This is a genomic window from Xanthomonas arboricola pv. juglandis (assembly GCF_001013475.1).
Lineage (GTDB): Bacteria > Pseudomonadota > Gammaproteobacteria > Xanthomonadales > Xanthomonadaceae > Xanthomonas > Xanthomonas arboricola.
In genome coordinates this window covers 345,249-360,908 of the sequence record NZ_JZEF01000004.1, presented here as the reverse complement: position 1 = coordinate 360,908, position 15,660 = coordinate 345,249, and the positions used below count along the sequence as shown (strand labels likewise).

General features: G+C 66.4%; 12 protein-coding genes. 5 read left to right on the top strand and 7 right to left on the bottom strand.

Going from position 1 to position 15,660, the window contains the following annotated elements:
- Positions 1-38: 38 nt before the first annotated feature.
- Positions 39-1,097 (bottom strand): fumarylacetoacetate hydrolase family protein, encoded by a 1,059-nt coding sequence (locus XARJCFBP2528_RS16565; protein WP_026064014.1) that lies wholly within the window; start codon positions 1,095-1,097, stop codon positions 39-41.
- A 308-nt stretch (positions 1,098-1,405) separates the two neighbouring features.
- On the opposite strand from XARJCFBP2528_RS16565, the gene XARJCFBP2528_RS16560 reads away from it, so the two are divergent.
- Entirely contained in the window at positions 1,406-2,794 is a 1,389-nt protein-coding gene (locus XARJCFBP2528_RS16560; RefSeq protein ID WP_016900971.1) for a DEAD/DEAH box helicase, read from the top strand.
- A 157-nt stretch (positions 2,795-2,951) separates the two neighbouring features.
- On the opposite strand, the gene XARJCFBP2528_RS16555 is transcribed toward XARJCFBP2528_RS16560, so the two are convergent.
- Positions 2,952-5,237, bottom strand: coding sequence for a transferrin receptor-like dimerization domain-containing protein (locus XARJCFBP2528_RS16555; RefSeq protein WP_016900972.1), 2,286 nt, complete (start codon positions 5,235-5,237; stop codon positions 2,952-2,954).
- Between the two features lie 111 nt (positions 5,238-5,348).
- A complete protein-coding gene (locus XARJCFBP2528_RS16550; RefSeq protein WP_026064015.1) occupies positions 5,349-7,970 on the bottom strand; it encodes a TonB-dependent receptor plug domain-containing protein in 2,622 nt (873 codons plus the stop codon).
- Between the two features lie 274 nt (positions 7,971-8,244).
- Between XARJCFBP2528_RS16550 and queD the strand changes: the two genes are divergently transcribed.
- Complete coding sequence (gene queD, locus XARJCFBP2528_RS16545) at positions 8,245-8,598, top strand: 6-carboxytetrahydropterin synthase QueD (RefSeq protein ID WP_016900974.1); 354 nt, start codon at positions 8,245-8,247, stop codon at positions 8,596-8,598.
- Between the two features lie 192 nt (positions 8,599-8,790).
- Positions 8,791-9,153 (top strand): phasin family protein, encoded by a 363-nt coding sequence (locus tag XARJCFBP2528_RS16540; RefSeq protein WP_016900975.1) that lies wholly within the window; start codon positions 8,791-8,793, stop codon positions 9,151-9,153.
- Between the two features lie 276 nt (positions 9,154-9,429).
- Here XARJCFBP2528_RS16540 and bioD read toward each other — a convergent pair whose 3' ends face one another.
- Positions 9,430-10,104: a dethiobiotin synthase gene (bioD, locus tag XARJCFBP2528_RS16535; protein WP_016900976.1), complete on the bottom strand. Its 675-nt coding sequence runs from the start codon at positions 10,102-10,104 to the stop codon at positions 9,430-9,432.
- A gap of 117 nt (positions 10,105-10,221) precedes the next feature.
- On the opposite strand from bioD, the gene XARJCFBP2528_RS16530 reads away from it, so the two are divergent.
- Together XARJCFBP2528_RS16530 and XARJCFBP2528_RS16525 are read left to right on the top strand one after the other, a co-directional pair.
- Complete coding sequence (locus XARJCFBP2528_RS16530; RefSeq protein ID WP_016900977.1) at positions 10,222-10,704, top strand: GAF domain-containing protein; 483 nt, start codon at positions 10,222-10,224, stop codon at positions 10,702-10,704.
- Positions 10,701-11,093, top strand: coding sequence for a TfoX/Sxy family protein (locus XARJCFBP2528_RS16525; RefSeq protein WP_016900978.1), 393 nt, complete (start codon positions 10,701-10,703; stop codon positions 11,091-11,093). Before XARJCFBP2528_RS16530 ends, XARJCFBP2528_RS16525 begins: the two co-directional genes overlap by 4 nt.
- Positions 11,094-11,211: 118 nt before the next feature.
- Here XARJCFBP2528_RS16525 and XARJCFBP2528_RS16520 read toward each other — a convergent pair whose 3' ends face one another.
- From XARJCFBP2528_RS16520 to gph, 3 genes are all read right to left on the bottom strand, one after another.
- Entirely contained in the window at positions 11,212-12,120 is a 909-nt protein-coding gene (locus tag XARJCFBP2528_RS16520) for an alpha/beta hydrolase (protein WP_016900979.1), read from the bottom strand.
- 97 nt (positions 12,121-12,217) lie between these two features.
- A complete protein-coding gene (locus XARJCFBP2528_RS16515) occupies positions 12,218-14,434 on the bottom strand; it encodes a TonB-dependent siderophore receptor (protein WP_487006714.1) in 2,217 nt (738 codons plus the stop codon).
- Positions 14,435-14,863: 429 nt separating this feature from the next.
- Positions 14,864-15,514, bottom strand: coding sequence for a phosphoglycolate phosphatase (gene gph, locus XARJCFBP2528_RS16510; protein WP_047124898.1), 651 nt, complete (start codon positions 15,512-15,514; stop codon positions 14,864-14,866).
- Between the last annotated feature and the right edge of the window lie 146 nt (positions 15,515-15,660).

The window sequence follows — 15,660 nt, the reverse complement described above, 5'->3', positions numbered from 1 at the left end:
GCCTCGCATGCAGTGTTGTGCAGGCGCCCTTGCCGATGTCATGGCAGCGGCTGACGTTCGACCCGCTGTTCGATCGCACCGAAGATGCTGGCGCCATCGGCAGCGAACATCTCGATCCGCACCACGTCGCCGAAGGACAGGAACGGCGTGCTCGGGGTGCCGTCGCGCAGGGTTTCCACCACGCGCTGCTCGGCAAAGCACGAGGCGCCCAGCGTGGTGTCCTGGTTGGCGATGGTGCCGGAGCCGACGATGGTGCCGGCCGAGAGCGGCCGCGTCCTGGCGGCGTGGGCGATCAGCTGGGCGAAGTCGAACTGCATGTCGTTGCCGGCTTCCGGCGCGCCGAACCAGGCGCCATTGACGTGGGTGACCAGCGGCAGGTGCACCTTGTTGTCGCGCCAGGCCTCGTCCAGTTCATCCACGGTGACGAACACCGGCGACAGCGCCGAGCGCGGTTTGGATTGCACGAAGCCGAAGCCCTTGGCGAGCTCGGCCGGGATCAGGTTGCGCAGCGACACGTCGTTGACCAGGCCGACCAGCTGGATATGCGCGGCGGCCTGCTCGGGCGAGGCGCCCATCGGCACATCGTCGGTGATCACCACCAGCTCGGCTTCCAGATCGATGCCGTGGTCTTCGCTGATCACCTTGATCGCATCGCGCGGGCCGTAGAACCCGGCGCTGGTGGCCTGGTACATCAGCGGGTCGGTGTAGAAGCTTTCCGGCACCTCGGCATTGCGCGCACGGCGCACGCGCTCGACGTGCGGCAGGTAGGCGCTGCCGTCGACGAACTCGTAGGCGCGCGGCAACGGTGCGGCCAGCGCCTGCAGATCCAGATCGAACACGCCATCGGCGCTGCCCTCGTTGAGCGAGGCCGACAAGGCATTCAGGCGCGGCGCGACATTGCTCCAGTCTTCCAGCGCGCGCTGCAGCGTGGGCGCGATACCGGTGGCGCGGACCGCGGTGCGCAGGTCGCGCGCGACCACGATCAGGCTGCCATCGCGGCCGCCTTCCTTCAGGGAACCTAGCTTCATGACCGTCCTGTGCTGTGGCTGATCGGTCGATTGTACGGCCTGCCGCAACAGTGGTTGCAACTGAAACAACTGACCCGTAGCCCAACCGATGAACTCGCCTTTTGTGCAGCGCGCCAAACGCGCGTACACTGGCCCGGTCTGCATGCGGCCGTCCGTTTCCCTTAGGGACAGCCGGCGAGGCCAGGATCGATCGATCCGCTCGCCCGCCCCACCCGACGCCTTTCGTGGTGCCGACAAACCCATCGCTTCTTGATTGGGTTGTTCCACCATCTCGCAGCGCGGTTCACGGGAACGCTCCGAGCCTCACTTTTTTGCATCTGCAATGCGTTTGCGCTCCGGGCCTGGCCTGGCGGCGACGCTTTACTTGGAGCTTCCTGATGTCTTTTGAATCCCTGGGCCTGGCGCCCTTCCTGCTGCGCGCGTTGGCCGAGCAGGGTTACGAAACCCCCACTGCGATCCAGCAGCAGGCCATCCCGCTGGTGTTGGCAGGGCATGACCTGCTGGCCGGCGCACAGACCGGCACCGGCAAGACCGCCGCGTTCGGCCTGCCGTTGCTGCAGCACCTGGGCACCTCGCCGCAGCCGGTCAACGGCCCGCGCAAGCCGCGCGCGCTGATCCTGACCCCCACCCGCGAGCTGGCCACCCAGGTGCACGACAGCCTGCGCGGTTACAGCAAGTACCTGCGCATCCCGAGCGCGGTGATCTACGGCGGCGTGGGCATGGGCAACCAGCTCGACACCCTGCGTCGCGGCGTGGACCTGCTGATCGCCTGCCCGGGCCGGCTGATCGACCATATCGAGCGCCGCAGCGTGGACCTGTCCGGCATCGAAGTGCTGATCCTGGACGAAGCCGATCGCATGCTCGACATGGGCTTCCTGCCGTCGATCAAGCGCATCCTGACCAAACTGCCGCGCCAGGACCGTCAGACCCTGCTGTTCTCGGCGACGTTCGAAGAGAACATCAAGCAGCTGGCGCTGGAGTTCATGCGCAACCCGATGCAGATCCAGGTCACCCCGAGCAACACCGTGGCCGAGAGCATCACCCACCGCGTGCACCCGGTCGATGGCGCGCGCAAGCGCGACCTGCTGCTGCACCTGCTGGCACAGGACAGCCGCGAGCAGACCCTGGTGTTCGCCCGCACCAAGCACGGCAGCGACAAGCTGGCGCTGTTCCTGGAGAAGTCCGGCATCAAGACTGCGGCGATCCATGGCAACAAGAGCCAGGGCCAGCGCATGCGCGCGCTGAGCGACTTCAAGGCCGGCCGCGTGACCGTGCTGGTGGCCACCGATATCGCCGCGCGCGGCATCGACATCGACCAGCTGCCCAAGGTCATCAACTACGACCTGCCGATGGTGGCCGAGGATTACGTGCACCGCATCGGCCGCACCGGCCGTAACGGCTCCACCGGCGAGGCGATCTCGCTGGTGGCGCAGGACGAAGCCAAGCTGCTGCGCCAGATCGTGCGCATGCTGGGCCGCGACGTGGAAATCCGCGACGTGCCGGGCTACGAGCCGCAGACCCCGATCCGTTGGGGCAATAGCGCGCCGGGCCGTGCCGAGCAGCCGGGTGGCGATCGCGCCCCGCGCAAGAGCCACGCCCGTCGTCCGCATGGCGATGCACCGCGTCAGGCGCATGCGCATGCCGGCCCGAAGAAGCCGGGTGGCCAGCGCAGCAGCGGTCCGCGTCAGGCCGGTGTTGCCGCCGGTGCCGGCGCAGGCCGTCGCGATGGTGGCCGTGGCGGTCAGCGTCCGAGCGGTACGCGCTGACTCCTGTGCGCCGGTGCGACCGGCGCCCAGGTCTGCGTTGAACTGAAAGAAAAAGCCGCCCTTCGGGGCGGCTTTTTTGTGGGCGTGGCGCAGACGATGCGGGCGATGCGGTGCGAACAGGACTGCGCGTAGCCTCCCAACGCAGCCCGTCACATCCCTAGCCTTCGATCAACGCCGTATTGCGATCGATCGCCTCGCGATACCGATCCAGCACCGCGGCGGTCTGCACGATGTAGGCGCTCAGATCCTCCCAGCGCCGGTCCTCCAGCGCTTCGCGGATGCCGGGCAAGGTCTTGACCTCGTATCCGGTGGCCAGGCCGGGCGCGTAGATCAGGTTCCGGTACCACGGCCGTCCCGGCAGACCGCCTTCGGCCAGCAGGGTCTGGTCGATGCGCTGCAGCGAAGCATTGAGCGTGCCGCGCACACGTGCATCCAACCCGCCGCCGCGCGATGCCAGTGCATCGTCATAACGTCTGGCGCTGGTTTGCAGGCGGGTAATGGCCTGATCCAGTGCGGCAAAGTCGATCTGCGGCACCGCAGCTTTCGGCTCGGGGGCGCGTTGCGGCCGGTTCGGGTTATCGACCGCGGCATAGGCACCGGCCTGCAACAACGCGGCCTGGGTGCGGGCGGCAGTGCGGTCGCTGTCGGCCTGCTGCTTGAGCTCCTGCGCGTAGCCGGCCACCGCGTCGGCGAAGTCGCCGAAGCGTTGCGGCAACACCGGCGCGTTGGCGACGCGCAGCACCGTGCGGCCGACCGTCTGCGACAACAGCGGCAGATAGCTGAAGTCCGGGTCGATGTAGCGCGCGAAATAATCGTAGGAGTCGTACAGCGAGTGATAGACACCGCTGCCGCCGCCCTGCCCGCCATAGCCCAGATCCAGCGTGGTCAGCCCCAGATGCTGCAGGAATGGGCTGTAGTCGCTGCCCGAGCCGAGTGCCTTCAGCGGCACGTCGCCGCCGGCCGCGAGCTGCTTGGCGATGTCCTTCTGCGCCGGCTTGGCGGTGGGTGCCAGCGCGTCGATGCGGGCACGGGCGCGTTGCCGTTCGAGCACGCTCACGCCGCTGTCGGGGTCGCGCAGATCTGCCGCCACGCCGTTGACCAGGCGTTGCAGCGCATGGCTGCCGCCGGCAGTGAGAAAGCCTCGCCCGTTGCCGTCGGTGTTGACGTACAGCACCGCCTTGCGGCGCAGCTCGCCGGCGTGCTGTTCGGCCCATTCGGTGGAGCCGAGCAGGCCGGCCTCCTCGCCGTCCCAACTGGCGTAGACGAGCGTGCGCTTGGGGCGCTGCCCCTGCCTGGCCAGCTCGCCGATCGCCTTGGCTTCGGCCAGCAAGGCGGTGGTACCCGAGAGCGGATCGGCCGCACCAAACACCCAGCCGTCGCGGTGATTGCCGCGCACCACCCACTGGTCCGGATACTCGCTGCCGCGCAGGGTGGCGATGACGTTGTAGATGGTCTTGCTACCCCACTCCGCATCCACCTTGAGATGCACGCGCGCGGTGTCGTCGCCGCCGATGCGGTAGGTGATCGGCAGCGCGCCGCGCCAGTCCTCCGGTGCCACCGGCCCGCCCAGCGCGGCCAGCAAGGGCTGCGCGTCGCCCCAACTGATCGGCAGGGTCGGAATCTTCAACACGCTGCCGGCCTGGTCGATCTTCAGGCGTTTGGCGCCCTTGCTGGCGCCGACGCCCGGAGTCAGCGGATCGCCGGGATAGATCGCGAAATTGGCAACCGAGCCGCGTTGCACGCTCCACTGGTTGCGCGCCGGGCCATCCGGATACGCCCGATCCTGGAAATAGCCGTCGTCGCGCGGGTCGGAATAGATGATCGCGCCGATGGCGCCATGCTCCTGCGCCAAGCGCGGCTTGAGCCCGCGCCAGCCCTTGCCGTAGCGGGCGATGACGATCTTGCCGCGCACATCCACGCCGTTGCGCGCCAGCGCTTCGTAGTCTTCGGCGATGCCGTAATTGACGTAGACCAGATCGCCGGTGACATCGCCGTTGCCGCCGTAGATCACATACGGCGGCAGCACGTTCTCGGTCTGGGTGGAGGTGCTGTCGCCCGGCAGCGGCGGCTCCTTCAGACGCGCGACATACGGCTTGGGGCCGAGCAATTCCAGCTGCGAGCTCCTGGGCGAGGGCCACAGCACCTCGAAGGTTTCGATGCGCGCATCCCAACCGTAGCCGCGCAAGCGCGTTTGCAGATCGCGCGCGTTCTCCAGGTTATGCGGCGCGCCAACGTGATTGGGCGCCGACGACCATTGCTTCAACCAGCCGCGATAATCGGCGTCCTTCAGGCCGCTATCGAAACGCGCTTCCAGCGCGCGTTGCGCCTGTGCGGCATCGGCGTCGTAACCGGGCAGCGCAGCGGGTTGTGCCGCAGGTTGTGCAACCAGGGCAGGCGCGACGAATGCCAGGGCGAGTAGCCAGGCGTGCTGCGAAGAGGTCATCGTAGTTCCTTGAATAAAGTGTCCGGGGTAAACCGCGATTGGGTTGATGCACGACGCTGGCGAGCACACAGCCACCATCGCACGGGCGTGCATGGGCCGTGCGTATTCCGATCAGAATCGATAGTCCAGGCCCACGGTGAAATAACGCCCGCGCAGGTCGTACTGGGTGAAGTCGTAAGGCGCACGAATGCCCGGGAACGAGGCATCGACCGGCGGCTGCTTGTCGGCCAGGTTCTCGATCTTGGCGTACAGGGTCAGCTTGTCGATGCCGGTGTAACCCAGATACAGGTCGAACTGGTTGTAATCGCCCACGCGCGACTGCACGGCAGTGGCCGCGGTGCTGGCCTTCTGGTCGTAGCCGCCGGTGTAGTACCAGGTCAGTGCGGCGTTGACGGTGCCTAGGTTCCAGTCCAGCGTGGTGGTGGCCTTGTTGCGTGGCAGCGACGGGCCGAGATTGCTGCCGGCGTAATCCTGCAACGGGCCACCGACCACGGTGGGGCGGCGGTAATCGCGCACATGGGTATAGGCGGTATTGAGGCCGAAGTTGCCGGCCGCCTCGGTGCGCCAGCGCTGACGCAGTTCGACATCGATCCCCGAGGTCGTCAGCTCGCTGAGGTTCTGGTAGCGGTTGTACACCGCCACCAGCGTGCCGCGCTCGTTGCGGATCACGTCGGCCGGGTCGTTGTTCTGCACGATGGTGGCGTTGTTGCCGGTGCCGACCAGGTTCTCCAGTTCGATCTTGTACCAGTCCACGCTCAGGCTGGTGTCGGCCCACGGCGACAGCACCACGCCCAGGTTGTAGCTGCGCGTGCGCTCGGGTTCGAGCGCGGTATTGCCGACGGTGAAGAAGGTCGGGTTCTGGCGCGAGCCCGGCACGTCCGGATCGAACGGGTCGACCACCGAGCCGTAGGAGATATTGGTGCTGGCCGCATTCTCCGACAACGACGGTGCGCGAAAGCCGCGCGAGGCGGCCGCGCGCACCAGCACGGCGTCCAGCGGCTGCCAGCGCAGGCTGGCCTTGGGCGAAAACGCCTCGCCGAAATCGCTGTAGTGATCGCCGCGCCCGGCCAGTTGCAGTTCCAGCGATCGCAGCAGCGGCAGGTTGACCTCGGCATACAGCGCCGACACCCTGCGCTCGCCATCCACCGCGGCAATCGCGGGGCGGATCTGCAGGCCCTGGTCGATCTGCCAGGGATTGCGCGAGACCAGTTCCTCCTGCCGCCACTCGGCGCCGGCAGCGAACCCGACGCTGCCGGCCGGCAGCTCGAACAGGTTGCCGGACACCTTGGCGTCGACGCCGCGCAGCGTCGATTGCGCCGGGCGCAGCGTGCTGAGGTTGATGCCGTCGATCACCGACTGCGGCGTGGCGGACGGGTTGAGCAGGTTGTAGCTGCCGTCAGCCAGCGCCTGCGCCAGCGTGAAGCGGTTGGCGAAGCCACCGGACACGGTTTCGTGCTCGGTGCTGCGTGCGGCGAACGCAGCCGCCTCCCAATCCCAGCGTTCGGTCTTGCCGCGCACACCGCCGAGAAAGCGGTAGGACTGCGAGCGATTGGTTTTGACCGTCTGGCCCAGGTCGAAGAAGGTGTATTCGATCGGCACCGCGGCGCCGTACGGGTTGTATGGGCTGGAGGCCGGCAGCAGGTTGGACACCGGCTCGGCCAGCCCGCTGCTGGCGTTCAAGGCGAAGCGGCCGCCTTCCAGAGTGAAGTAAGGGCTGGAGCCGAAGATCGACACGCCCTTGACCTCGCTGTAGAGCGCCTCGCCGAACGCTTCGACATTGTCGCTGAGCCGGAAGGTGGCGTTGGTGTAGGCCTGATAGCGCTTGGTCGAGGGAATCAGCGTAGTGAACGGGGCCTGGTTGAAGCCGCAGGTGTCGCCGGCCAGGCCGTCGATCGGCGCGCTGGCGGTGAGTACAGTGCCGGTGGGGCAGTTGCCTTGCGCATCCAGCATCGGCACCGAGCGGCCACCGACCAGGTAGCGCGCGCCCTTGGCCGACCAGCCGTTCCAGCGCCCGCCGGGCAGGTCGGTGTAGATGCCCGAGCGGGTCAGCGCGCGCTGGTCCTGATCCAGCCGGTCGCGGTTGTAGGCGTCGAAACTGAAAAGGATGTTGTAGCCGTCGCGGTCCAGGTCGCCGATGCCGCCGATGAACTTGGCGCGCTGGGTATCCATGCCGCCCTGATCGGAGGTGCCGCCGCTCAAGCCCAGCTCGGCGCCCTGGAAATCCTGGCGGGTGATGATGTTGACCACCCCGGCCACCGCGTCGGAGCCGTACACGGCAGAGGCGCCGTCCTTGAGCACTTCGATGCGTTCCACCGCCACCAGCGGCAGTGCATTGAGGTTGACGAAGGTGTCGCCCAGGCCATTGGCGGGAAAGCCGTAGTTGGCCAGGCGGCGTCCGTTGAGCAGCACCAGGGTGTTCTTCTGCGACAGCCCGCGCAGGCCGATGCCCGCCGAGCCGGACGCCCAGCCGTTGTTGGTGGTTTCGTTGGTGGCGTTGCCGGTGTTGGCCGAGATCGAGCGTAGCGCGTCGGCCACGGTGACCTTGCCGGACTGCTCCAGCTGCTGGCGGTCGATCACCTGCACCGGGTTCGGGCCTTCGCTGTCGGTGCGCTTGATATTGGAGCCGGTGACGCTGACGGTGGCCAGGGTCTTGCCCGTGTCGGGTGTCGCGTCGTCGGCATGGGCAAGGGGAATCAGCGCCGACAGAACGGCAGCAGACAGCAGATAAGGCATCGGGCGCTTCACGCACGGCATCCATGAATGGGGGTTTTGCAGTGGGCCATGCGCAATCGATTAACAAAAATTACAGATCTGCATAGAGATATGACGCGCGGTGACACACGTCGCTGGCCGGACGCGGTAGGACGCGCATCGGACCGCGTGCGGCCAGGCGGCGCTCCAGCGCGACGCGGCCCTCGCATGCCGTGGTGCCACGCGAGGACCCAGATGCGCTGGGCCGCCGCGACAGGTCAGCCCGGCAGGCATCGGCGCACTTACAATGTCGCGTATGGATATCTTCAAAGTCTTTACGCTCGAAGCCGCGCATCGGCTTCCCAATGTGCCGCCCGGCCACAAGTGCGCCCGCCTGCACGGCCATTCGTTCCGGGTCGAGCTGCATGTCAGCGGCGAACCCGGCGCGCAGACCGGCTGGATCATGGATTTCGGCGACATCAAGGCCGCCTTCCAACCGATCTACGACCGCCTGGACCACCATTACCTCAACGATATCGAGGGACTGGAAAACCCGACCAGCGAGCGGCTGGCGATCTGGATCTGGAACCAGCTCAAGCCGGCGCTGCCGCAGCTAAGCGAGATCGTGGTGCACGAAACCTGCACCTCCGGCTGCCGCTATCGCGGCTGATCGCGCAGCGCAGTCATGTGACGCAAGGCCGCCGCCAGGGCGGCCTTGCCATTTCTGCGGCATGGATAATGGATTGATTTCAAAAGGCTTTGCAGACGGTTTTGGAAACTTTCAGCAAACGTGTTGCATCGCAGCAATATCCGCGTATGCTGCAACGCAACAACGGTCACAGCCTTCCCCAAGGGGTTCGCAATGTCGGCGCAGTTCGAAAACGGCTTCAACAGCTTCGCTTCCGCAGCGGCACGCGCCAACCAGTTGGCGATGGAACACGCTGAAAACGCGTTTGGCCTGCAGCTGAAGACGCTCGAACGCAACGTCAGTGCGACCACCAGCTTCTTCGGTGAATTTGCCCAGGCCCGCGACCTGGGCGCCTACCAGACGCTCTGGCCGAAGGGGTTGCAACTGGCCCGCGACAACCTGGAACGTCTGGCCTCGGTGAATCACGAAATGGTCGGACTGGGATTGAAGGCATCCGATGCGCTCGGCCAACTGGCCAAGCAGCAGTTCGAGGCCAACAACGAGCAGGCCGCCAAAGGCAAGACCCGGCGCACGTAACCGCCAACAAAAAATTCAGCGTCTTTGCATGGGTCCCTCCCCCCATGCAATCCGGCCCGACAGATCCCTCCCTCTGTCGGGCTTTTTTATTGTCTGCGCATTGCGCGTGCTGCCAATTCGACCGGCGGTATGGCGGCGTTGCGCAGGCATGCCCTGGAAAACGCCGGGACGCAGTGCGAGTGCCGCACTGCGCGCAAGCTTCGAACAGCGTCTGGGGATCCTGGTAGCCGAGCGCATCGCGCAGCAGTTACGCGGTCGCCAGATGTCCCATGTCATTCAGACCGGCACGTGCAGGCCCAGCGACTGCGCTGCGGCATCGGCGCCCGGCCGCCAGGCGATGCGGCCCCAGCACGGCATCGCCAAGCGCTGGCGCAGCATGCCGATGTTCTCCTCGATGCGCTCCATCTGCGGGTCCACCTCATTGGCAATCCAGCCGATGCAGTCCAGCCCGTCGGCGGCGATCGCCGCGGCGGTCAGGCGAGCGTGATTGATGCAGCCCAGCCGGATGCCGACCACCAGCACGACGGGCAGCGCGAGTGCGCGGACCAGATCGGCCTGGTCCAGGTCGGCGCTCAATGGCGCGGCCCAGCCGCCGACCCCTTCCACCACCACCACCTCGGCCTGCGCGCGCAACTGCGCGAAGGCCGAGGCGATCGGCTCCAGCGACAGGGTCACCCCGACCTCGGCGGCGGCCAGTTCCGGCGCCAGCGGTGCCGGCAAGGCATAGGGATTGAGGGTGGCGTAATCGGGTTGCGGGGCACTGGCGGTCTGCAGCGCCAGCGCGTCCTCGTTGCGCCAGCCCTGCGGGGTGCGTTCGCAGCCGCTGGCCACCGGCTTCATGCCCACCGCCGTGTGGCCTTGCGCGCGTAGTGCGTGCAGCAGCGCGGTACTGGCCATGGTCTTGCCGATGCCGGTGTCGGTGCCGGTGACATACAACGCCGGGAGCTGCATGCGTGTGTTCCTGCGGCCGCGCCGCGGTTGCCGTAAGGGCGCGCAGCATAGCGTGCGGATCCGGACGCGCGGCTGAGTCGCCATGCCGCTGCGGATGGCCGCTGCTAAACTCCGGCCATGTTCGCCACCTCTTCGCTGACCGGCAGCAAGCCGGAACAATACGCCCAGCTCACCGCCCAGGCCCAGGCATTGGTGCACGGGGAGCCGGATCGGATCGCCAATGCCGCCAACCTGGCTGCGCTGATCTTCAATTCGCTACCGTCGCTCAACTGGGCTGGCTTCTATTTCTACGACGGCCGCGAGCTGGTGGTAGGGCCGTTCCAGGGCCTGCCGGCCTGCGTGCGCATTCCGCTGGACAAGGGTGTGTGCGGCGCGGCCGCCAGCACCCGGCATAGTCAGCGCATTGCCGACGTGGACGCCTTCCCCGGGCATATCGCCTGCGATTCGGCGTCGCGCTCGGAGCTGGTAATCCCGCTGGTCAAGGGCGATGCGCTGATCGGCGTGCTGGATCTGGACAGCCCGGAGCTGGATCGCTTCGACGCCGACGATCAACGCGGCCTGGAAGCCATTGCGCAGGTTTTCGTCGGCGCGTTGACGTGACCACCGAACGGCTGCGCAACATCGGCCCGAAAAGTGCGGCGTGGCTGCGCCAGGTCGGCTTGCGCACGCAGCAGGACCTGCAGGCGGTGGGCGCGGTGGGCGCATTCGTCAAAGTGCGCCGTGCCGGCTTCAAGCCCAGCCTCAACCTGCTGTATTCGCTGGAAGGCGCGTTGACCGACTGCCATTGGCAGGACGTACCGGAAGCGCGCCGGCATGCCTTGCTGGCCGAATACGAAGCGGTCAGTGCGCTGTTGCCGGTGCGCGGCCGCGCGGTCGTCGGGCCGGTGGAAACCGTGCACTACGCACGCGCCGACAACGACGACACGCATGGCGACATGATCGAGGCTGCCGACGACGCGGCGGACCTGAGCGAGACGCGCGACGATTGAGCGCCTGCGCCGAGTTGCCGTCGCTGCATGCGCGCGGCGATAGCGCTGCGATCAGTAACGGCGCGATGGTTGATGTCCAGAGCGGTTTGTCTTCGATCGCTGGTTTGATGGAGCGTCATCAACGCGTCGCTGCATCTCGCAACGTCGGCGCGAGCGATGCGCCCAACGTCTGGCCATGGCTGAGGCCTGGCAGCAGTCGGTATTCGGCGGTAAGGCCGGGTAACGACGACAGCAGTGCAACGAGGTGTTGTGCGGCATGTGGATCTGCACGCGGCCGCCCCGGACGATGCGGTTTTGCATTGTTCGCCGTTGGTCCGCCCTCGCCCGCCATCAGCGTCAGGCGACGCTCGGATTGCGGCGTGTCTGCCGAAACCTCCTGGGCATGGTCGACCACACGCCGCGCCTGCTGGACGAGAAATCCATCGCCCCACCACAGCGACGGATCGACTGCGACGTAGTGCTGGAACAGCTGCGGCTGCGTCAATAACACCTGCAGCACGAACAGCCCGCCATACGAATGGCCCCAGAGCGTCTGCCGCTGACGATCCACCGCCACGCGCGCTTCCACCTGTGGGCGAATGGCTGTTGCGATCAGCTGCGCGAACGCCGCCGCACCGCCGGTTATGCGCTGCGGATCGAGCGGATCGGTTTCTACCCGACCGTCGCCGAAGCGCGCAGGCGTGAAATCCAGGCTGCGTCCCACCGCATCGATGCGCAGCGCACTGTCGTCGGCGATGAACACCAGCACCGGCGCATCGCCGTGCGTGGACAGGCTGTCCAGCAGGCGCTCATCCAGGTCCATCAATGCCGCATTGCCATCCAGCAGATACACCACCGGATACCCCGCAGCCGGCGGCCCGGCCTTGGGCCTGGCAATCCGCACGCGGTAATGGCGTTGGCCATCGGCCGAGTCCAGGCGCAACGCGCTGAAGACATACGAGGTACTGGGACGATCGGCGACGGTGCTGCCGATCGTGCGGCTCAGATCCGGCTGTGCGATCGCGGGCACAGTACCGACGATCCACATCAGCACACCGGCACACGCACGCCACCAAGCATAGTATCGCGTCACTGCATACCCTCCTCATCCTCCGCACGCGTTTGCACGCGGCGCCGCATCGCGGTCAGAAACCGAAGCTCAAGCTCGCCCAGTACGCACGACCGGGTTCGTTGTAGGTGGCTGCACCCGCCGCGCCGCCGGTGTTGTTGGTGCCTTCGCGGAACAGACGGGTGTCGAACAGATTGTCCACACCGACGCCCACGCTGACCTTGCGGGTGATGCGATAACGCGCACTGACGCCCCACAGGTCATAGGGGTCGCGCGAGTCGGGGGCGATGGCGCCGCCGCTGGTGCTCGATTGCGTGGCCGATTCCTGCTTGCCGTAGAAGGTACCGGTGAACAGCAGCGACAGGGCCTGGGTCGGTTGCCAATCCAGCGTGGTGTTGACCGTATATTCCGGGATCACCGACAGCGGCTGATCGGTCGCGGTGTTCTTGTTCTCGATCATGTAGGTGACATTGGTGTTCCACTTCAGCTCGCGGCCCTGCTCGCCCAGCAGCGGCAACGTGAGATTGCCTTCCACACCCTGCACGATCGCTTGCGATGCATTGGTCCACTGGAATACCTGCCCACGCCGGTCGGCGGTGATACCGACCGGCGTCATGCCGGCGACGATCTTGTTGTCGTAGGCGTTATGGAAGTACGTCAGCGAGGCGTGGTGACCGGTTTGCGGTGCCCACTCGATGCCGATCTCCTTGTTGATGCTGGTCTCCGGATCGAGATCGTCGTTGCCCTGGATGTAGCAGCCCGAGCCGAGACTGGGAAACAGCACCGGGCAGCCATTGCCGCGCGTGTAATACAGATAATTGGCGTTGGACTGGTACAGGTTGGGCGCCTTGAAGGCGCGCGCGATACCGCCCTTGAGCAACCAGTCTTCGCTGAGTTTGTACTGCACGTTGAGACTGGGACTGAAGTTGTTGCCGAACTGGCTGTGGTGATCCAGTCGCACACCTGGCGTCAGCGTCAGCCGCTCGCTGGCGTAGATGTTGTCTTCCAGATACACCGCGCTGAGCGTGGCCTCGCTGCGCGGACTGCGCGTACCGTCGGCAAGACCGGGAAAGCCACCGCCGGCGCTTACCGTCTGCGACACCGAATACGCATCGCTGAGGCGGCTCTGGCGACGCTCGAAGCCCACCGTCAGCACCTGCTCGGCCCAGGCCTGCAGCGGCATGTTGAACTCGCCGTCGATATTGAGATTGTCGAGCGTGGCAGTGGAATCGAGCAGGCTGGCGGCAATGGAGCCTTCCGGCCCGCCGGCCAGGCCTTCGTTGAGACGGGTATTGTCGGTGCCTTCATAGGCGGCTGTGAGGCGCGAGGTGCCGAGCGCCCAGGTACCGCGATGGGTCAGCGAGGCGGTGCGGCGGATCATGGTGTTGGTTTCGCTGCCGAACAATGCGCCCAGATCCGCACCGGCCAGGCCATCGGCGCTGACGGCGCGATCGCCGGCATACAGGTTGCCCTGACGGCTGAAGCCGGCATCGAGTTCGATCACCTGGCCTTGCGTCGGATCCCAGCGCAGCAGGCCGTTGATGTCCTTGTTGCGCACGCCCTCGCGCCCGGCCGGTGGCACCGCCGCGGCACTGCTGGCAAAGCGGCGATTGAGATCCAGCGAATCCGGATCGGTCTTGTTGAGATTGCCGTAGAGACGGAACGAGAACGTATCGGTCAACGGCCCGCTGAGCTGGAAGCCCGCACGCTGGCCGCCGCCTTCGGCGCCGTGCTGCGGCACCAGACCGAACACGCTCATCGAGCCGGTCAGATCACCGGTCGGCTTCTTGGTGATGATGTTGACCACGCCGCCGGAGGCACCGGAGCCGTAACGTGCCGCGGCCGGGCCACGCAGCACCTCGATGCGCTCCACCGCCTCGGCGGGCACCCAGTTGGTGTCGCCGCGCGTATTGCGCTCGCCGCTACGGCCCATGCGCACCGCATCACGCGATCCCACCGGCTTGCCATCGACCAGAATCAGCGTGTTTTCCGGGCCCATGCCGCGCAGATCGATCTGGCGATTGTTACCGTACTGGCCGGAGGCGCTGTTGCCGGTGAGATTGACGCCCGGCATGGTACGCAGCAACTGCGACAGATCGTTGACCGGAGGACGCCGTTCGATGTCTTCGGCGGTGATCACCGATGAACCCAGGGCCTGGCGTGCGATCTGCGCGGCGGTGACGTGCACGGTGTCCAGCGACTGCGGCTCGGTTGCAGCGTCTTCGGCAGATGCGCTGCAAATGCAGCTGCCGCAACCGACCGCAATGGCCAGCACCAGCTGACGGCGGGACAACACTGGACGACGTGCAGGCGCAGACATCCATGACGGGCGTGATGCGGACATTCTCAAACCTCTCGACAGGAGACGGACCTCTGGCGAAGGCTTGAGGTGACACGGTGGGGTGATGCATGCAGCAGGCGTAGCACGTACGTGCGCGGTGCTGACGCAGTCAAGCTTGTCCGCGCATTCTACACAGATGCGATTCATTCTCAAATCGAAGAACTGCGCCGGCATGGCCGCGGGTGGGCGCTGCAGCTTCGGGTGGCGCATGCCTCACCGATGACGCGCACGGACCGGAGGCGGTGCGCGGCAGCTGGCCGACAATGCGGCCGGCGCGCGAAAGACCTTCATTCAAGGCGGCAAATGCCGCCAGCGGACGGCGATGCTGGTTGCTGCACAGCCTTGTGGACGACGCCTGCACCTCCGGTACCACCGCGCGCCTCACTCCAACACAAGCAATTGCCGCATGTCATCGACAATGGCCACCGCGCCGGCGCTCTGCACATCGAAGCCGCGCAGATAACCGTAACGCACCATCGCCAGCGGCATTGCGGCGGCGTTTGCAGCGGCCGCATCGGTGGCCGAATCGCCGACCATCAGACACCGCTGCGGGGTGTGCCGGAACTGCCTGGCCAGGTGCAGCAGCGGCGCCGCATCGGGCTTGCGCTGCGGCAGCGAATCGCCACCGAGCACGCTGCTGAAATGTGCGGCGATGCCCAGATGCTCCAGCAGCGGCGCGATGAAGCGCGCGGGCTTGTTGGTGCACAGCGCCAGCGTGGCGCCGGCCTCGCGCAGGCCTGCCAATGCCTCGGCAACACCGGGATACAGCTGCGGGTTGTGCAGCAGGCAGGCTTGGTAGTGACGCATCATCACCGGCATCTCGGTATCGGCATCGTGGGTGCCGCCGGCTTCGCGCAAGGCGGTGGCAAGCAGTACGTGCACGCCTTCACCGATCCAGCTGCGGATCGTCGCCTCGCTGAACTGCTGCAGCCCAAGTTCTTGCAAGGTGGCGTTGAGCGCTTCGGCGATATTGGGTGCGCTGTCCACCAGCGTGCCATCCAGGTCGAAGATCACCAGCGGATACGGAAACATGCACACGGCCTCGTTGGGGAGCGGACTGCAGTTTACGAGCTGCCGGATTCAGGACATGTCGCCGTGGCGCGATGCGGCTTTCCGATGCGAGCGTCGATGCAGGTGCTGATACGCAGGCGGCTGCAGTCATCGCTGCACGCAACACG